Source organism: Nonomuraea sp. B5E05, assembly GCF_039880665.1.
Lineage (GTDB): Bacteria > Actinomycetota > Actinomycetes > Streptosporangiales > Streptosporangiaceae > Nonomuraea.
Map to the genome: position 1 here is coordinate 288,872 of NZ_JBDPMJ010000007.1, position 18,740 is coordinate 307,611.

Here is an 18,740-nt window from a genome sequence, read left to right on the forward strand (position 1 = left end):
CGCTCTGGCCTGCTCCGGAGCGCCTGTGGCGCGCGGTGGCAGGGCGTCCGGCTCAGGCCACGAAGGGCTGCTCCCCCGTCTCGCTGACCAGCGGACGCCCGGCCGCCTCCCACGACTGCATGCCGCCCCCGACGTTGACCGCGTCGCGCCCGAGCTGGTTGAGCCAGGCCGCCACCTGCAGCGACCGGCCGCCCACCCGGCAGACGACGTAGACCGTCCGGTCGCTCGGCACCTCGTCGACCCGGCCCTGGATCTGGGTCATCGGAATGTGCACCGCCTCACGGGCATGGCCCGCCCGCCATTCGTCCTGCTCGCGGACGTCGAGAAGGTAGGCGTCTGCCGGGATGCCGCCCGGCTCGATCTCAGGAACGGTCATGACTCCATCATCTCCCGGCGAGGGAGTGCCGTCGCCTGGAGGAGGAACGACGAAGGAGTGACGGGGGAAGACGACGGCATCGGACGACCGAGCCCGCCTCACGAAGTGAGGCCAAGAACACGCGAGGGAGTGCCGTCGCCTGGAGGAGGAACGACGAAGGAGTGACAAGGGAAGACGACGGCATCGGACGACCGAGCCCGCCTCACGAAGTGAGGCCAAGAACACGCGAGGGAGTGCCGTCGCCCGGAGGAGGAACGACGAAGGAGTGACGGGGGAAGACGACGGCATCGGACGACCGAGCCCGCCTCACGAAGTGAGGCCAAGAACACGCGAGGGAGTGCCGTCGCCCGGAGGAGGAACGACGAAGGAGTGACAGGGGAAGACGACGGCATCGGACGACCGAGCCCGCCTCACGAAGTGAGGTCTTGAGCGCGTGCGTCGTACGCGGCGCGGGCGCGGGCGATCTCCTCCTGGTGGGCCTCGGTCCAGGTGACCAGGGACTTGATGGTCTCGTGCAGCGTACGGCCGAGCGGTGTCAGCGCGTAGTCGACCCTGGGCGGGACGACGGGGTGGACCGTGCGGCTGACCAGGCCATCGCGTTCGAGCTGGCGCAGCGTGACGCTCAACATGCGCTGGCTGACGCCGTCGATCTCCCGGCGGAGCTGGGTGAAACGCAGGCTCTTGCAGTCGAGCAGGGCGATGACGAGAAGCGACCACTTGTCGGCGATGCGATCGAGGATCTGGCGCACCTCGCAGTCCTCACGGGTGTCCCACTGGCGCGCGTCGTAGTCGTCGTCCATGGTGCCTGCGGAGTAACCGAGTGACTCGGAAGTGCCTTCTTCCATGAAGTCTCATGATGGCCAATGATGTGGACGGTTACAACAAGGAACCAACATGATTTTCGGTAACCGGGGGTTGTCATGCCTGTCCCTGCTCGTACGTGGGGCGTACTGATCGTTCTTTGCGGGGCCATCTTTCTCGAAGGCATCGACGTCGCCATGTTGAACGTCGCACTCCCCGCCATCCGGGCCGATCTCGGCGTGCCCACGAGCATGCTCAGCGGGGTGGTGAGCGCCTACGTCCTGGGCTACGGCGGCTTCGTGCTGCTCGGCGGCCGGGCGGCCGACCTGCTGGGCCGGCGGCGCATGTTCCTGCTCTGGCTGGGGGTGTTCATGGCCTTCTCCGGGCTCGGCGGAGTGGCGAACGACGGCTGGGTGCTGCTGTTGGCGAGGTTCGTCACCGGAGTGGCCGCCGGCTTCATGACGCCCGCGGGGCTGTCGCTGATCACCACGAGCTTCCCCGAGGGCCGCGACCGCAACCGCGCCCTGATCATCTACGGCAGCACCGGCGCCGCCGGCTTCGCGCTCGGCCTGGTGTTCGGCGGGGTGCTCACCACGTTCGGCTGGCGCTGGGTCTTCTTCGCCCCGGTGCTGATGTCGCTGGTGATCCTGCTCGCCGCGATCCTGCTGATCAAGAAGGCGCCCGCGGAGGAGCGCCCGGCCGGCGGTTTCGACCTGGCGGGCGCGGCGAGCGTGACGGGCGCGATGATGCTGCTGGTCTATGGAGTGGTACGCCTTGAGCACCCGTCCGAGGGCCTGCCGCTGACGCTCGCGGTCTTCGCCGCGGCCCTGGGCCTGCTGGCGGGGTTCGCAGCCATCGAACGCCGCTCCCCGCACCCCCTGGTCCGCCTCGGCATCTTCAGGTCGGCGGCGCTGGTCCGGGCCAACGTGATGGCCGTCCTGCTCACGGCCTCCTTCTTCGGCTTCCAGTTCCTGGTCACGCTCTACCTGCAGGAGTTGCGCGGCTGGTCACCCATGCAGACCGGGCTCGCCCTGCTGGCGGCCGCCGCCGACGTGGTGATCGCGCCGACGCTCACCCCGTGGCTGGTCAACCGGTACGGCAACGCCAAGGTCATCCTCGGCGGCCTGCTGTCGGGCCTGCTGGCCTACGTGCTCTTCCTGGGCGCCGGGCTGGACTGGACCTACGCTGCGATGGTGCCGTCGATGGTGCTGATCGCCCTGATGTTCGCCTTCGCCTACGGCCCGCTCATGATCACGGCCACGGACGGGATCGCGGCCCGCGAGCAAGGGCTGGCCGGCGGGCTGATCAACTCGTCGTTCCAGTTCGGCGCCGCGCTGGGCGTGTCGATGGTCACGGCGGTCAACGTGGCCGCGCTCGGCAGCGCGACCACGCAGGAGGCCGGGATGACCGCCTTCCGCACGGCCCTGGCGGTCCCGCTGGCGGCCGCGCTGCTGGCGAGCGCCGTCGCGGCAACGGCCCTGCTCACCAGACGGCCCCGCAGGACAACCAACGTCCTGGTGGCCGGGCTGCCGGAAGAACCCACAGGGCACGGCCAAGCAGGCGCGGGAACCACGGAACACGGTCAAGGAGGCGCTCGTCACGGCGAGCAGCCCGTGAGCCTTCACGACCGGCCATGACAGACGGCGGCCGGCGTCGGCGGGTGCGGTGACGCCGGCTGCGCCGTACAACGAAAGAACAAACCAGCAAACAGAACACCCGGCGTCGGCGCGTGCGGTGACGCCGGCTGCGCCGTAACAGGAGAGGGAATCACTTCAACAGACGAGAAAGCCGCCTGTCGGCGAGGGGCTTGCCGCCGGTCTGGCAGGTGGGGCAATACTGCAGCGCCGAGTCGGCGAACGACACCTCGCGGATCGTGTCGCCGCAGACGTCGCACGGCTGCCCCGCGCGGTTGTGCACCCGCAGCCCCGATTTCTTCTCCGCCTTGAGGTCCTTCGCGGCCAGCCCGTGCGCCCGCTCGACCGCTTCGCCGAGCGTCGTGACGATGGCCTCGTGCAGGTCGGCGATCTGCGCGTCCGTGAGCGTCGCGGCGATCTTGAACGGGGACATCCTGGCCGCGTGGAGCACCTCGTCGGAATAGGCGTTGCCGATGCCCGCGATGATCTTCTGGTCGCGCAGGAGCCCCTTGATCTGGGTGCGGTTGCCGCCCACGATGCGCTTGAGCGCGGCGACCGTGAAGGACGGGTCGAGGGGGTCGGGGCCGAGCGCGGCGATGCCGGGGACCTCGCCCGGATCTCGCGTGACATAGACGGCGAGTCGCTTCTGGGTGCCCGCCTCCGTCAGCTCGAAGCCGGGCGCCGCCCCCTCGTCGTCGGGCGCGAGCCGGACCCGCAACGCGAGCGGCCCCTTGCCGGGGCGGACGGGCTTGGCGCCCGACAGGTCGTCGCGCCAGCGCAGCCACCCCGCCCTGGCCAGGTGGATGACCAGGTGCAGGCCGTCGCAGTCGAGGTCGAGGAACTTGCCGTGCCTCGCCACGCCGGTGATGCTCAGCCCGCCGAGCGCCGTGGCCGGCGGGTCGAACGTCTTGAGCGCCTGGAAGCCGACCACGTCGACCCCCACAATCGTGCGGCCCACCGCCCGCTCGCGCAGGAATTGGGTGAGTGACTCCACTTCGGGAAGTTCCGGCATGTCACCAGGGTACGGTCCGCGCCACGCCGTCCACAGCCTGTGGATGCTACGGCACGCTCCAGAAGGCCAGCTCGTGCGCCATGCCCTCCCTGAACTTCGCCTCCGCCCGCGCCGGGTCCGGGTCGGCCTCGTCGATCATCTGGGCGATGCGTACGGCGAGCGCGGCGAACCCGGGGTCGGCGTACGTGTCCACCCAGGCCCGATATCTCGGCTCAGTAGGCGGATTCTCCGCCAATATCTGCCCGAGGGTCGAATATCCCCACATACACGGGTAAAGCGCCGCCAGCCCTTCCCCGTACGACGCCGCCGACTCCAGCAGGAACCCCGTGTACGCCGCACACGCCGGCCCCTTCACCGCGCCCTCCAGGTCGGCCCCGAAGTCCGCCGACAACGACCTGTGCAGGTTCAGCTCGTCGTGGTACGTCGCGTGCGCCAGGTCGACCAGGTCGCCCAGGTGCGGGTCGGGCGCCTGCCAGGCCAGCCGCGCGAACACCCGCACATAGTCCAGCAGGAACAGGTAGTCCTGCTCCAGCCACGACCTGAACACCGGTTCCGCCAGGTCACCGCGGCCGATCCCGATCACCGTGGGATGGTCGAGCTGCGCCTGCAGCAAGGGACGGCCGATGGCGTGCAACTTCTCCGAAATGCTCATGGCTGGGAGGTTAGTGTCGGAAGATGACTGTGACGATCGCCGAAGAGTTCCTCCTGCTGGCCTACCGGGACGACAAGGGCACCCCGCTCATCGACTCCACGCGACTCGATTCCGCGCTCGCCGGCGCGCTCCTCGCCGAGCTGGCCGTGGCCGGGCGGCTCGAGTTGTCCGACAAGAAGGTGGCGGTCACCGACCCGAGCCCGCTCGGCGACGCGGAGTTGGACGCCGCGCTGACCCGCATCGCCACCGAGAGCAAGGCCAGGAAACCCGCCTGGTGGGTGCAGCGGCTGAAGACGGGCAAGCTGCGCACGCGCCTGCTGACCAAGCTGGCGGAGTCGGGCGTGCTGGCGGAGGAGCGCGGCAGGGCCCTCGGCATCTTCCCCGTCACCCGTTGGCCGGAGGCGCACCCCGGCGTCGAGGCGGACGTGCGCGAGCGGGTGTCGGCCGTGCTCGCGGGCGCCACCCCCGACCCCCGCACGGCGGTGCTGATCGCGATCGCGCACGCGGCCAAGCTCGACCGCAAGGCCTTCCCTGACGCGAACAAGCAGCGGATCAAGGAGATCTCCGAGGGCGCGTGGACGGCCGACGCCGTCGCCAAGACCATCGCCGCCATCAACGCGGCCACGATGGCCGCCATCAGCGCCGCGACCACCGCCGCCGCGAGCAGCGGCAGCGGCGGCTGACGGCATCAGCGGGCGTCGAGCACGCTCTTCGGCACCGGCTTGTCCTCCTTCAGCGCGTTGAACAGCGCCAGCGCCTTCTGCCGGTCCGACTTGACGGCCACGCCGCCGTTGGGCAGGGTCTCGTTGCCGCCGAACGGCACCACCGTCGTCACCGGGCTGTCGCCCATGGCGAGCCCCAGCGAGAGCAGGTCGAAGGCGCCGGTGCCGGAGTCGACCGTGACCGCGTCCGTGGCGCTCATCGCCAGCGGGATCGAGGTGAACGGGTTGATGAGCACCCCAGGGCTGGCCGCCTTCTTCACGACCGCCGCGAGGAACTGACGCTGCCGCTTGGTGCGCTCGTAGTCGGGCAACGCGCCGCCCTTGCGGGTGCGTACGTAGCCCAGGGCCTGGGCGCCGTTGAGCACCTGCTTGCCCTTCTTCAGCTTGAGCCCCGCCTTGGGGTCGTTCACGGCGGCCGTCACGTTCATCTCGACCCCGCCAACCGCGTCCACGATGTCGACGAACCCGGCGAACCCGATCTCCATGTAGTTGTCGACGCGCAGGTCGGTGACCGTCTCGATGGTGCGGACCAGCAGCTGCGGCCCGCCGTTGTAGGCGGCGTTGAGCTTGTCGCGCTGCTTGCCGTAGATGGTGACGGCCAGGTCGCGCGGCAGGCTGACCAGCGTCGGCGGGTCGTCGGTGTCGGGGATGTGCAACAACATCATCGAGTCCGTACGCTGCCCGACGGCGCGCCCGGTGGCCAGCTTCCTGCGCTGGGCCTTCGACAGCCCCTTGCGGCTGTCGGAGCCGACGAGCAGCCAGTTGGTGCCGGGACCGTCAGCGGGGCGGTCCTCGTAATCGGTGAGCACGTCGTCGATGCCGGCCAGCCTCGAGTCGATCCAGAAGAACATGCCCACGGCCGCGACCAGCAGCGCGACCAGGAGCCCCGCGACGATCTTCGCGATCGTCCTGCCCGAGGGCCTCTTGCGGGGTTCCCTCGGCTCCTGCCCGCCCCTCGACCTCAACGGCCTGACGGGACCGCCTCCGCCGCCGGAGCGCTGCCTGCCGTACACGCGCCCGCTCGACCGGCGCGGCTCGGAGCCGGGCGGGCCCGGCGGCGGCTCGGGGATCTGGGAGGCGGCGGGAAGCTTGTGGGTTGGCGCGCCCGGCCCGCCCGCCGGGAACCGGTGCGCGGGGGCGCCCCCCGAGCGCGGGACGTCGTTGGGCCGCGGTGGCAGCGGGCGGCCGTCGCCCGGCGAGCGCATGGCCCGCGTACGGTCGTCCTCAGACACTTCGCCTTCTCCCCTTCGCTTCGTACATAGACGCTACGTCCAACCCCTGGCAGTGAAGGCGTTCGGTCAAGGAATTCCCACGGAAAAGTACACAGACCAGCCGACCGTAACGGTGGAGCCGGGCCGCCGCCAAACCGGCGACGAGTCCTCGCGCGGGCTCAGGAAACATAGAGGCCATCGGCATCGTTACGGTTATGGACGACCTCTATCGAAGGGATGATCGTGTCCGCTCCGGACTCGTGGAGTCTTTGCCCGTGCTCAGGCACGGGTTCCCCTGAAGGCTCACTGCGGTGAGCGCTTATCTCGGGCTGCTGTCCCTCATCCTCCTCACGGCGGCGACCGGCTATTTCGTCGCCCAGGAGTTCGCCTTCGTCGCCGCCGACCGCGGCATCCTCCGCGAGCAGGCCTCCGCCGGTGACACCGCCGCCGAGAGGGCCCTCCAGGTGACGTCCCGCCTCTCCTTCATGCTCTCAGGCGCGCAGCTCGGCATCACGGTCACCGCGCTGCTGGTCGGTTTCCTGGCCGAGCCGGCGATCGCCGTGATCGTACGCCCGTGGTTGTCCGACTGGGGGCTTCCCGAGGGCATGATGACCGGCGTCTCCGTGGCAACGGGCGTGTTCGTGGCGACCGTGGTGCAGATGGTGCTCGGCGAGCTGGCCCCGAAGAACCTCGGCATCGCCAGGCCGGAGGTGGTGGCCAAGTTCCTGGCCCGCTCGACGCTGGTCTATCTCACGGTGGTGGGGCCGGTGATCCGGTTCTTCGACTCGGCCGCCACCGGGCTGCTCAGGCGGGTCGGCATCGAACCCGTGGAGGAGGTCGAGCACGGCGTGACGCCCGAGGAGCTCTCGCGCATCATCGCGGAGTCGACCCAGGCGGGCGAGCTGCCTCCCAAGCTGTCGGAGCTGCTCGAAAGGGCGCTGGAGTTCGGCGACCGCAACGCGGAGGAGATCATGGTCCCGCGGCCCCGCGTGGTCGCGCTGCGCGACGCGCAGCCCATCTCCGACCTGCTCGACGCCATGCGCGAGTGCGGGCACTCCCGCTACCCGGTCCTCGCCGAGGACGGCGACGTCGTCGGTGTGACGGGCGTGCGCGAGCTGCTCACCTCCGGCCTGGAGGAGGGCCCGATCTCCACGATCACCCGCCCCGCGCTGCTGGTGCCGGCCTCGGTGCCGCTGCCCGCCGTACTGGAGAGAATGCGGGTGGCCAAGGACGACGTCGCCTGCGTCATCGACGAGTACGGCGGCCTGGCCGGCGTGATCACCGTCGAGGACCTGGCGGAAGAGCTGGTCGGCGAGCTCGTCGACGAGAACGACCCGGAGCCGGTCGGCGCCCTCGAACACCCGGGCGGCGTCTGGGAGGTGCCGGGCAGTCTCAGGCTCGACGAGGTCGAGCGGGCCACCGGTGTGGCGCTGCCGGAGAGCGACGACTACGACACGCTCGCCGGGCTCGTGCTCGCCAGGCTGGGCAGGATGCCCGACCAGGGCGACACGGTGACCGTCCCGATCAAGCCTGACACCGACCCGTTCACCGAGGACGTCGAGGAGCACCTGGCGGAGCTCACGGTCATGTCACTCAACCGCAGGGTGCCCGAGTGGGTGCGCCTGGCTCCTGCGCGACACGCGGAGGCCGCCCGATGAGCATGATCATTCTGAGCCTGGCGCTGCTGGCCTTCAACGCGCTGTTCGTGGCCGCCGAGTTCGCCTTCGTCTCCTCGCGCCGTCACCGCCTCGAGGAGATGGCCTCGGGCGGCAACCGCCTGGTCAGGCTCACCGCCAAGTCGGCGGTGCGCGGCGGCCGCCAGCTCTCTCTCATGCTGGCCGGCGCCCAGCTCGGCATCACCCTGTGCACGCTGGGCCTGGGCCAGGTGACCGAGCCGGCGATCGAGCACTATCTGGAGCCCGTCTTCGCCATGGTGGGCGTCCCTGAGGGCCTGCGCCTCCCGATCGCCCTGACCCTCTCCCTGGCCCTGGTGACGTTCCTCCACATGGTCATCGGCGAGATGGCCCCCAAGTCCTGGGCGCTGACCCACCCGGAGCGCGCGGCGCTCCTGCTGACCCTGCCGTTCCGCGGCTTCACGTGGCTGATGCGTCCTCTGCTCTCGGCGCTCAACGGCCTGACGAACGTCATACTCCGCCTCTTCGGCGTCAAGCCGAGAGACGAGCTGGCGACGACCAGGACCCCGCGCCAGCTCGCCATGCTGGTGGGCGAGTCGGGCCGCATGGGCCTGCTGGACAGGGAGGAACACGACCTCCTGACGCGCGCCCTGCGCCTCGACGACGAGGGCATCGAACGCCTGATGACCCCCATCGCCCGAGCGGCCAAGGTCGCCCCCACGGCCGGCACCTCGGAGATCAAGCAGACAGCGGCGGCCACGAACCACCTGCGCCTCCTGGTGGAGAACGAGGCGGCCATAGAAGGCGCCCTGCACGCCAGGGACGCCCTGCTCAACCCCGGCAAGACGGCACGCGAGCTGGCCAGGAAGGTGCCGAGGCTCCGCAGCACCACCCAGATCCCCGAGGCGGTGACGGCCCTCCAGGAGGCCAGAGCCCACCTCGCCCTGGTCACGGACCAGCAGGACGCGGTCATCGGAATGGTGAGCCTCACGGACCTGGTGGGGGAGCTCCTGGACACCAGGACCAAAGCAGCGTGACTGTGAACTAAAACACACAGCAACGGTCAAGCGACCAGAAAGCATCTTGCAACCACCAAGGCGTACAGTCCCGAGAACCCCCATCACTGACAGATTCTTGAAAAGGAAGACCCCGGCCCTTGCGATCCGCAACAAGCTTCGCCAATGTGGGTCTGCACAAAAGAACCCAGGAGCACCACCGGACACCCACAAAGGCGCTGCCCGGACACAACCCGAGAACGGTTGGCCGGACCCCACGAGGGGACCGGCCGAACACCACCCACAAAGGGAAGTTCGGACACCACCCACGAGGGGACCGGCCGGAGACCACCCACAAAAGGGCCTGGTCGAACACCACCCACAAGAGGGCCGGCCGAACACCACCACAAGAGGGCGTGGCCGAACACCAACCACAACGGGGTTGTGATGGGGGCCCGGGGGTCTCCCCCGGGAGCGCCAGCGACCCTGCCTGGGGGTCCGGGGGTTATCCCCCGGGAGACACGGCGAGGGGACCCGAGGGAGCAACGCCTGAAAGGCTTGCGACCAAGGATCCCCTGTCAACGAGTGGGCGAGGAGGGATTTGAACCCTCACGTCCTTTCGGACACACGGACCTGAACCGTGCGCGTCTGCCGTTCCGCCACCCGCCCTTTTGGGTGCGGAAAGAACAGTAGCACGGAACAGCCACTGGTACTGAACCCGGATACGATCGCATAAGACACGGGAGCGGAGGAGCTGGGCGCGACAGCTGACGAGCGCCAGGGACGCCGTGAAGTGGAACGAGCGGAGACCGGGCGCCACGAGCGTCTGGGGGCCGCGATCATATGCACGGAGGAAGGGAGGTACCCGGTGGGAGTCCTTCAGCGCTTCGAGCGAAGGCTCGAAGGCTTGGTTGAGGGAGCCTTTGCGCGGGCGTTCAAATCTGACCTTCAGCCGGTCGAGGTCGCCAGCGCGGTTCAGCGGGAGATGGATGAGCGTGCGGCGATCGTCGCCCAAGGCCGCACACTCGTGCCCAACGATTTCGTGGTTGAGCTGTCCACGACCGACAGCGAGCGGCTTGAGGTCTACGCCGACAGCATCAGCCACGAGCTGGCCAACCTCGCCAGGGAGTACGCCAAGGAGCAGGGCTACTCCTTCGTGGGACCGGTCCGGGTGCGTTTCGAGACGGCCGGCGATCTGGCTGTCGGACTGTTCCGCATCAGGTCAGGCGTCATCCGCGGCGCCACGGTGGAGCAGGACGAGATTCGCCACCCGGCGAGCGACCTGCCTCCGTCGAGGCCGCACGCGTTCCAGGGGCGGCCCAGGCTGCTCGTCTCCACCCAGGACGACCCGCAGGGCGACCGTTCCTACGAGCTCACCACTCCGGTGACCTTGCTAGGCAGGGGTACGGACTGCGATCTTCGTCTGGTCGATCCGGGCGTTTCGCGTCATCACGCGGAGCTGCGTGTCGAGGGCCAGCTCGTGGCTCTCGTCGATCTCGGGTCGACGAACGGCACTTTTGTCAACGGCCAGCCGGTACGCAGGATCGAGCTCCAGAACGGCACGCGAGTGACGTTGGGGCGCACGACTCTGGTGTTCCGGCGCGATTAGAGGTAGACAGACGGTCCATGTCCGAGCTCACGCTGCTGCTGATCCGGCTCGCCTTCCTGGCGGTGCTGTGGTTCTTCGTCATTGCCGCAGTCGGCGTGATCCGGACTGACTTGTTCGGTTCACGCACGGCTCCCGCGGGCCCACGCAAAGGCGTGAAACCCGCCAAACCCGTGGCCAAGCCCAAGAGCAAGAAGGGTGAGCCACGCCAGCTCGTCGTTACCGGTGGCCCCCTGCAAGGCACCACCATTAACCTCACGGAGACGCCCATCACCATTGGCCGGGCGAACGACGCCACGCTGGTAGTCAGCGACGACTACGCATCCAGCCGGCATGCCCGGCTCTTCCCTCAGGACGGTCAGTGGATCGTGGAAGATCTCGGTTCGACGAACGGCACGTATCTCGACCGCTCGAAAGTCACCCGCCCGACCCCGGTGCCGCTCGGTGTTCCGATCCGCGTCGGCAAGACAGTCATTGAATTGCGCAAATGACCATCGCACTCCGCTACGCCGCCCGCTCGGACGTCGGCCTCCTCCGCGAAGGGAACGAGGACTCGGCGTACGCTAGCGGCCGCCTGCTCGCCGTCGCCGACGGCATGGGCGGGCACGCACACGGCGAGGTGGCGAGCTCAGTCGCCATCGACGCCATGGCCTCTCTGGAAGAGGCTCAACAGGGGGGTGACCTGCTCAACGCCATCGAGGCAGCCGTACGCGACGCCAACCGCAAGCTGCACGAGATGGTGGGGCGGGATCCCAGCCTCAAAGGCATGGGCACGACTCTCACGGCCATGCTCTGGCACGGCACCCAGGTCGCCCTGGTGCACGTCGGCGACTCGCGCGCCTACCTGCTCAGGCGCGGGGAGCTCTACCAGATCACCCATGACCACACCCTGGTCCAGCAGCTCGTCGACGACGGGCGCATCACGCCGGAGGAGGCGGCCACGCACCCGCAGCGGTCGATCCTGCTGCGCGCGCTCGACGGCAGCGGCGAGGTCGATCCCGACCTCACGCTCCGCGAGGCGCAGGTGGGCGACCGCTACCTCCTGTGTTCCGACGGCCTGTCAGGCGTGGTGAGCGCGGAGACGATGCACGCCACGCTCACCAACATCGATGATCCGGAAGAGGTGGTTCGCCAGCTCATCGATCTGGCGAACCGAGGCGGCGGGCCCGACAACATCACGTGTGTGCTGGCCGACGTGCTCGAGATCACCGATGGGCAGCAGGTGCCGACCGACGCCGCCGTCGTGGGCGCCGCGGGCATGAACCGCCTGCGGGGCGCCGCCCAGGAGGCCGAGCCGCCGGGGCGAGCCGGCGCGGTGACCGCACCCCAGCCGGTGATCGCGGACGACGGTGACTTCGACGAGCCGGTCGCGCAGGCGTCCCGGCGGTCGGGCCGCCGTCGTCTGTGGCCCGTGCTGGTCACCGTGCTCGGCATCGGAACGCTCGCCGTCGGTGTCGGCGGTTACTTTGGATACCAGTGGACCCAGGACCAGTTCTTCGTCGGTGCGAGGGGCGACGAGGTGGTCGTGTTCCAGGGGATCAAGGTCGAGGTGGGCCCCTTCCAGCTCTTCGAGGTCTCGCGGCCCACTGGCCGGCAGCTCTCCCAGCTGTCGGAGGCGGATCAGGAGCTCATCAAGAGCACCTTCCCCGTCACCACCGTCGACGAAGGCATCACGAGGATCAACGCGTTGAAGTTCTCCGAGGACCAGCAGAGCGAAACGTCCCCGTCCGCCACCACGTCGCCCACGCCGACCGCGAGCGCGACCAAGACGAAACAGCAGCAGTAGATGAGCGAAGTCGCCGCCGAACCGGTCCCGATGCCGGCCAAGCGCCGCGGGGCTCAGCTGGTCATGCTCGCCCTCGCGGTGCTGACCGTCATGGGGGCGTACGCCAACGTGGGCCTGGCGATGGACGGCGCGATCCCGTCGGGGATGCTGACGTACGGCCTGAGCCTGGGCGGGCTGATGCTGGCCGCCTACGCGGTGCTGGCGAAGTTCGCGCCGTGGGCCGACCCGCTGATCCTGCCGCTGGTGACGCTGATCAACGGGCTCGGCCTGGTGATGATCTTTCGGCTCTCCGAGTCCGACTCGAACCTGCCCTCCGCCAGGCTGGCCTCGCCCAACTCGCAGCTGATGTGGACACTCGTCGGCATCGTGCTGTTCAGCGTCACGCTGATCTTCTTGCGTGACCACCGCGCACTGCAGCGCCTGACCTACACGGCGGGCGCCCTAGGCCTGCTCCTGCTGGTCTCGCCGTTGATCCCGTTCCTCGGCCAGGAGATCAACGGCGCCAGGATCTGGATCGGCATCCCCGGCCTGGGCCAGCTCCAGCCTGCCGAGTTCGCCAAGCTGGCGCTGGTCATCTTCTTCGCCGGCTATCTGGTCGCCAAGCGCGACGTGCTCGCCCTCGCCGGGCGGCGGCTGCTCTTCATCGACCTGCCGCGCGCGCGTGACCTGGGTCCGGTCCTCATCACGTGGGGCGTCAGCCTCGGCGTCCTGGTGATGCAGAAGGACCTGGGGTCGTCGCTGCTGCTGTTCGGCACATTCATCGCGCTGCTCTACATCGCCACGCAGCGTGTCTCCTGGGTGATCATCGGCATCCTGCTCTTCGCGGGCGGCGCCATCCTGGCGGGCCTGGTCTTCGACCACGTCCAGCAACGGTTCGAGGTCTTCCTCAACCCGAGCGACCCCGCGCTCTTCGACCGCGTCGGCGGCAGCGCGCAGCTCATGCAGGGGCTGTTCGCCATGGGCTCGGGTGGCATCCTCGGCACGGGGCTCGGCCAGGGACACCCCGAGTTGATCCCGCTGGCCTTCTCCGACTTCATCTTCGCCGCGACGGGCGAGGAGCTGGGCCTGACCGGCCTGATGGCGCTGCTCATGCTCTACGCCCTGGTGGTTCAGCGGGGCCTGCGCACCGCGCTGGCGGCCCGTGACCCGTTCTCCAAGCTGCTCGCGGGCGGCCTGTCGTTCATCCTCGCCTGGCAGGTGTTCATCATCGTGGGCGGCGTGACCAACCTGATTCCCCTGACCGGCCTGGTGACCCCCTTCATGTCGCAGGGTGGCTCAGCGCTGCTGGCTAACTGGATCCTTATCGCGCTATTGGTACGCATGTCGGATGCGGCGCGTAAGCCTCCGCCCCAGGCGATCCAGAACGAAGGGATGACGCAGGTGTTCCAGCGATGAACAGCACGCTCAAGCGCGCGGCCGTGGCCTGCCTGGCCATGTTCGCGCTTCTGATGGTCAACGTGAACTACCTGCAGGCCGTGAGAGCCGAAGGCTTGAGCAGCGACGCCCGTAACACCCGTAACTTCTACGACCGTTACGCCGTCGAGCGTGGCCGCATCACCGCCGGCGGCAAGGTGATCGCGCAGTCCGTCGAGACCGACAGCAAGCAGTTCAAGTTCGTCAGGAAATACCCCGAGGGCGAGCTCTACGCGCACGTCACCGGCTTCTTCTCGCCGGAGAGCGCGAGCGCCATCGAGGGCACCCAGAACAAACTGCTCGACGGCTCCAGCGCCGACCTGCTGCTGAGGCGGAGCATCGACCTGTTCACCGGCGAGCCCACCAAGGGCGCCAACGTCGAGGTCACGATCGACCCCAAGGTGCAGAAGGCCGCCTACGACGCACTGCGCCAGAGCGGCAAGCGCGGCGCCGTCGTCGCGCTCGAGCCGAAGACGGGCGCGATCCTGGCGATGGTCTCGCTGCCGACCTACGACCCAGCCGAGCTGTCGCTGACCGACAAGAGCAAGGTGTTCCCGCGCTACGACGAGCTGGCCAAGCAGAAGAACCAGCCGCTGCTCAACCGTACGATCGACCGCACCTACCCGCCGGGCTCGACGTTCAAGGTCGTGACCATGGCGGCCTATCTCGAGGACGACACCTCACGGGGGCCGCAGACCACCGTGGAGGCGCCGCAGCGGCTCCCGCTGCCCAACACGACCATCAGCCTGCCCAACTACGGCGGCGCCGCCTGCGGCAGCGGCCAGGTCACGCTGGTCTTCGCGCTGGAGAGGTCGTGCAACACGCCGTTCGGCAAGATGGGCATCGACCTGGGCTACGACAAGGTGCAGGAGCAGTCGGCCAAGTTCGGCATGGGCGAGCAGCTCGCGATCCCGATGCCCGTGGCCCAGAGCGACTTCGGCCCCCGTGAGGACGAAGCGGCCGTCGCGATGGCCTCCATCGGGCAGCGCAGCAACCAGATGACGCCGCTGCAGATGGCCATGATCTCCGCGGGCATCGCCAACGAGGGCACGGTGATGAAGCCGTACCTCGTCAAGAAGGTCACCGACGCCAAGGGCGACTCGATCGAAGAGGCCGAGCAGGAAGAGCTGAGCGAGGCGGTCAGCACCGAGACGGCGGCCAAGCTGCGCGACATGATGGTGAGTGTCGTCAGCAACGGCACCGCCAACCGGGCGCAGGTGCCGGGCGTCCAAGTAGCGGGCAAGACGGGCACCGCGGAGACGTCCGACAACCAGCCTCCGCACGCCTGGTTCATCTCCTTCGCACCGGCCGAGGACCCCAAGGTGGCCCTGGCGGTCATCGTCGAGTCCGGTGCGGCCAACGTCGGCGCGGAGGCGACGGGCGGCGGCACCGCCGCGCCGATCGGCAAGGCCGTGATGGAGGCGGTGCTGAACAAGTGAGAGACGGTAACCTGCTGGACCATGCGGCTCCGTAACCGCTACCTCCTGATCTCCCGTATCGCCACCGGCGGTATGGGAGAGGTCTGGCGCGCCCGCGACGAGCTGCTCGGGCGCGAGGTCGCGGTGAAGATCCTGCGCAGCCACATCCACGCCGACCCCACCTTCCTCGAGCGGTTCCGCAACGAGGCGCGGCTCACCGCGGCGCTGGCCGACCCTGGAGTGGCCCAGATCTTCGACTACGGCGAGGAGAGCGACCTCGCCTATCTGGTGATGGAGCTGGTGCAGGGCGAGCCGCTGTCGGCCATCCTGGCGCGCAACGGCGCGCTCGGGGCCGAGGTGGCGCTCGACGTCGTGCACCAGACCGCCAGGGCGCTGCACGCCGCCCACTCCTCCGGGATCATCCACCGCGACATCAAGCCAGGAAACCTGCTGGTCACGCCCGAGGGCACCATCAAGGTGACCGACTTCGGCATCGCCCGGGCGCTGGAGGCGGCGCCGGTGACGCAGACGGGCACGGTGGTGGGCACCGCCCAGTACGTCAGCCCCGAGCAGGCGCAGGGTTTCCCGCTCACGCCCGCCACCGACCTCTACTCGCTCGGCGTGGTGGCCTACGAGTGCCTGGCGGGGCGCACGCCGTTCCGCGGCGACACTCAGGTGGCGATCGCCCTGCAGCACCTCAACGAGCAACCGCAGCCGCTCGGCGTGGACGTTCCCTCGCAGGTGCGCGCGCTCGTCATGGCGCTGCTGGCGAAGGAGCCGGGCCAGCGCCCGGCCACGGCGCTCGAGCTGGCCGAGCGGGCCCACGCGCTGCGCGAGTCGCTGGCGGGCGCCCAGTCCGGCGCCGACCTCAGCATGCTGACCGACCCGGGCGGCTTCCGCGTACGCGAGCCCTCGCCCGAGGACCAGCAGGCGACCGACCATATCGCCCCGGCCACCGAGCCCCATGCCCCGCCGGCCCGCAGGCGCCGTAAGGGCGCCAGGACGCTGGTCGTGGTCGCCACGGCGGGCTGCGTGGCCGCGGTCGGGCTCAGCGCCGTCACCTTCGCCAACCGCCCGCCGCCCGCGCCGACGCCTGACGTGGCCGAGCCGCGCGAGTCGCCGCCGCCGACGCCGACGCAGGCCGAGCCCACGAAGAAGAAGCGCACCAAGCGGCCACCGGCGCTTCCGGTGAAGTCGCAGCGGCCTATACCCTCTCGGTCGGCTACGGTAAGCAGGTCGGCAACTCCCAGCAAGAAGCCGACGCCGAAACCGACCCCGACACGGACGACGCGGACCCCTACGCCCACGCCAACCCCGACGCCCACCACCACACCCACTACCCCGACACCCACCGCCTCGCCGGACCCGGGTGAGACAAACCCACCCAAGGAGCAGACGTGACGCGCAATGGGGTCGATGATGGACACCGGCGGCCCCCCGAGCAGGCCGGTACCCAAGATGAACGGTAAGGGACAGTGCAGGAAATGACTCAGCCTCGGCTACTCGGAGGTCGTTACGAGCTCGACGGTGTCGTCGGGCGTGGCGGCATGGCCGAGGTGTATCGCGCCCGAGACATCCGGCTGGACCGCATAGTCGCGATCAAGACGCTCCGGTCCGACCTGGCTCGCGACCACACCTTCCAGGCCCGGTTCCGCCGTGAGGCGCAGTCGGCGGCCTCGCTCAACCACCCTGCCGTGGTCGCCGTCTACGACACCGGCGAAGACGTCACCGACGGCACCCCTGTGCCGTACATCGTGATGGAATACGTCGACGGCCGGACGTTGCGCGACCTGCTGCGCCAGGATCGGCGGTTGCTCCCCGAGCGCGCGGTCGAGCTGGTCGACGGCATCCTGCGGGCCCTCGACTACAGCCATCGCGGCGGCATCGTGCACCGCGACATCAAGCCGGCCAACGTGATGATCACGCGGGCGGGCGACGTCAAGGTGATGGACTTCGGCATCGCGCGAGCCATGGCCGACTCCGCGGCCACCATGACGCAGACGGCGCAGGTGATCGGCACCGCCCAATACCTCTCGCCCGAGCAGGCGCGGGGCGAGCGGGTCGACGCCCGCAGCGACATCTACTCCACCGGCTGCGTGCTCTACGAGCTGCTGACGGGCCAGCCGCCGTTCACCGGCGACTCGCCTGTCGCGATCGCCTACCAGCACGTGCGCGAGGAGCCGATCCCCCCCTCCCAGATCGACCGCGAGATCCCGCCGTGGGCCGACGCGATCGTGCTGAAGGCCATGGCGAAGGACCCGGCGCACCGCTATCAGAGCGCGGGCGAGATGCGGGCCGACATCCAGCGGGCGATGTCCGGCATGCCGGTCGACGCCCAGACGATGGCGATGACCGGCGACTACGGCCAGGGCACGCGCATGATGGCCTCACCCCAGACGTCCGGCGGGCCGGCCACGCAGCGCAGCGGCGCGATCCCGCCCTACGAATATGACGAGGGCGACGGCGGCGGCCGGGGCGGCCGGCGCAGGGCTTCCGGCGGCGGTGGCGGCAACGCGGTCAAGACCGCGATGTGGATCATCATTCCGTTGCTGATCATCGGCGGGTTCATCACGGCCGGCTACCTGGTGTTCGGCTCCAAGGACACACCGGCCGAGACCCAGGTGGCGATTCCCGAGCTCACCACGCAGAAGGGCACGTTCGCCGAGCAACAGCTCAAGGGCCTGGGGCTCACCGTCCAGGTGGTGCGGGAGTTCAGCTCCGACGTCGAGAAAGACACCGTGATCAAGACGGAGCCCGCGGCCGGCACCAAGGTCGACAAGGGCTCCAGCGTCCAGCTGTTCGTGTCCAAGGGCACCGAGCGGGTGAAGGTGCCCGACGGCCTCGTCGGCCAGTCGCAGGCCGACGCCATGGCGGCCCTGGAGGCGGCGGGGCTGCGCGGCACGGTCAAGACCAGAAACTCCACCAAGGAGCAGGGCACGGTCATCGACACCAGGCCGAAGGCCGGCGAGTCGCTGGAGAAGGGCGGCACCGTCACTCTCTACGTGCCGAAGGACCTCGCCGAGGTGCCCAGCGTGATCGGGCTCACCAAGGAGGACGCGAGCTCGCAGATCAAGGGCGCCGGGTTCAAGGTCAAGGTCTCCGAGCAGCCCAACGAGCAGCCCGAGGGCACGGTCATCCAGCAGAACCCGGGCGAGGGCACCAAGCTGCCGCAGGGCACGACGATCACGATCGTGGTGTCCACCGGTCCCTCGGTCACCGACGAGGCGCCGCCCACGGACGACTTCCCGACGGATGATGTCCCGACGGATGACCCGCCGACCGACGACTTCCCGACAGAGGACGAGCCGCCGGCCGACGACAACCCGATCGGCGACGGCGGCTTCAACTGAGCCTCGCACGTGACAGGGCCGTTCACCCCTTCGGGGGTGGACGGCCCTTTCGCTTTCGCCGCGCGCACACAAGAACGCCCCCGCCGCTCGGGGGCAACGGCGGGGACGCTCACTTGTCTGTCGCTCGCCG

At 69.3% G+C, this 18,740-nt stretch carries 16 protein-coding genes and 1 tRNA gene; 11 read left to right on the forward strand and 6 right to left on the reverse strand.

Annotated features, from left to right (window positions below; all coding sequences use genetic code 11):
• Positions 1-52 precede the first annotated feature (52 nt).
• Positions 53-376, reverse strand: a complete 324-nt coding sequence (locus ABGB01_RS16135; RefSeq protein WP_347617580.1) for a rhodanese-like domain-containing protein — start codon at positions 374-376, stop codon at positions 53-55.
• 410 nt (positions 377-786) lie between these two features.
• Positions 787-1,221, reverse strand: a complete 435-nt coding sequence (locus ABGB01_RS16140; protein ID WP_347774110.1) for a helix-turn-helix domain-containing protein — start codon at positions 1,219-1,221, stop codon at positions 787-789.
• A gap of 75 nt (positions 1,222-1,296) precedes the next feature.
• On the opposite strand from ABGB01_RS16140, the gene ABGB01_RS16145 reads away from it, so the two are divergent.
• The gene (locus ABGB01_RS16145; protein ID WP_347774111.1) at positions 1,297-2,814 is read left to right on the forward strand and encodes an MFS transporter; all 1,518 of its coding nucleotides are present in this window, start codon (positions 1,297-1,299) and stop codon (positions 2,812-2,814) included.
• 130 nt (positions 2,815-2,944) lie between these two features.
• Here the strand turns inward: ABGB01_RS16145 and ABGB01_RS16150 are convergent, their stop codons facing one another.
• Positions 2,945-3,823 (reverse strand): DNA-formamidopyrimidine glycosylase family protein, encoded by an 879-nt coding sequence (locus ABGB01_RS16150; protein WP_347774113.1) that lies wholly within the window; start codon positions 3,821-3,823, stop codon positions 2,945-2,947.
• A gap of 46 nt (positions 3,824-3,869) precedes the next feature.
• The gene (locus ABGB01_RS16155; RefSeq protein WP_347774114.1) at positions 3,870-4,475 is read right to left on the reverse strand and encodes a transcriptional regulator; all 606 of its coding nucleotides are present in this window, start codon (positions 4,473-4,475) and stop codon (positions 3,870-3,872) included.
• A 23-nt stretch (positions 4,476-4,498) separates the two neighbouring features.
• Here ABGB01_RS16155 and ABGB01_RS16160 point away from each other — a divergent pair, with 23 nt between their 5' ends.
• Positions 4,499-5,158 carry a GPP34 family phosphoprotein gene (locus ABGB01_RS16160; RefSeq protein ID WP_347774115.1) on the forward strand — a complete coding sequence of 220 codons (660 nt, stop codon included), beginning with the start codon at positions 4,499-4,501 and terminating at the stop codon, positions 5,156-5,158.
• Between the two features lie 5 nt (positions 5,159-5,163).
• Here the strand turns inward: ABGB01_RS16160 and ABGB01_RS16165 are convergent, their stop codons facing one another.
• Positions 5,164-6,429, reverse strand: coding sequence for an LCP family protein (locus ABGB01_RS16165; protein WP_347774116.1), 1,266 nt, complete (start codon positions 6,427-6,429; stop codon positions 5,164-5,166).
• A gap of 290 nt (positions 6,430-6,719) precedes the next feature.
• Here ABGB01_RS16165 and ABGB01_RS16170 point away from each other — a divergent pair, with 290 nt between their 5' ends.
• Together ABGB01_RS16170 and ABGB01_RS16175 are read left to right on the forward strand one after the other, a co-directional pair.
• On the forward strand, positions 6,720-8,066 hold the full coding sequence (locus ABGB01_RS16170) for a hemolysin family protein (protein ID WP_347774118.1): 1,347 nt from the start codon (positions 6,720-6,722) through the stop codon (positions 8,064-8,066).
• Positions 8,063-9,079: a hemolysin family protein gene (locus tag ABGB01_RS16175; protein ID WP_347774119.1), complete on the forward strand. Its 1,017-nt coding sequence runs from the start codon at positions 8,063-8,065 to the stop codon at positions 9,077-9,079. The genes ABGB01_RS16170 and ABGB01_RS16175 overlap by 4 nt, the downstream gene beginning before the upstream one ends.
• Before the next feature lie 544 nt (positions 9,080-9,623).
• On the opposite strand, the gene ABGB01_RS16180 is transcribed toward ABGB01_RS16175, so the two are convergent.
• Positions 9,624-9,706 (reverse strand) — tRNA-Leu (locus tag ABGB01_RS16180).
• A 199-nt stretch (positions 9,707-9,905) separates the two neighbouring features.
• Between ABGB01_RS16180 and ABGB01_RS16185 the strand changes: the two genes are divergently transcribed.
• The 7 genes from ABGB01_RS16185 to pknB all read left to right on the forward strand — a co-directional run bounded on the left by ABGB01_RS16185 (position 9,906) and on the right by pknB (position 18,610).
• Entirely contained in the window at positions 9,906-10,646 is a 741-nt protein-coding gene (locus ABGB01_RS16185) for a DUF3662 and FHA domain-containing protein (protein ID WP_132630681.1), read from the forward strand.
• Between the two features lie 17 nt (positions 10,647-10,663).
• A complete protein-coding gene (locus tag ABGB01_RS16190) occupies positions 10,664-11,134 on the forward strand; it encodes an FHA domain-containing protein (protein WP_132590700.1) in 471 nt (156 codons plus the stop codon).
• The gene (locus tag ABGB01_RS16195) at positions 11,131-12,429 is read left to right on the forward strand and encodes a Stp1/IreP family PP2C-type Ser/Thr phosphatase (protein WP_347774120.1); all 1,299 of its coding nucleotides are present in this window, start codon (positions 11,131-11,133) and stop codon (positions 12,427-12,429) included. The genes ABGB01_RS16190 and ABGB01_RS16195 overlap by 4 nt, the downstream gene beginning before the upstream one ends.
• The gene (locus ABGB01_RS16200; protein WP_347774122.1) at positions 12,430-13,824 is read left to right on the forward strand and encodes an FtsW/RodA/SpoVE family cell cycle protein; all 1,395 of its coding nucleotides are present in this window, start codon (positions 12,430-12,432) and stop codon (positions 13,822-13,824) included.
• Entirely contained in the window at positions 13,821-15,281 is a 1,461-nt protein-coding gene (locus tag ABGB01_RS16205; protein ID WP_347774123.1) for a penicillin-binding protein 2, read from the forward strand. Before ABGB01_RS16200 ends, ABGB01_RS16205 begins: the two co-directional genes overlap by 4 nt.
• A gap of 21 nt (positions 15,282-15,302) precedes the next feature.
• Positions 15,303-16,661, forward strand: a complete 1,359-nt coding sequence (locus ABGB01_RS16210) for a protein kinase (RefSeq protein WP_347774125.1) — start codon at positions 15,303-15,305, stop codon at positions 16,659-16,661.
• An 83-nt stretch (positions 16,662-16,744) separates the two neighbouring features.
• Positions 16,745-18,610, forward strand: a complete 1,866-nt coding sequence (pknB, locus tag ABGB01_RS16215) for a Stk1 family PASTA domain-containing Ser/Thr kinase (RefSeq protein WP_347774127.1) — start codon at positions 16,745-16,747, stop codon at positions 18,608-18,610.
• Positions 18,611-18,740: the final 130 nt, after the last annotated feature.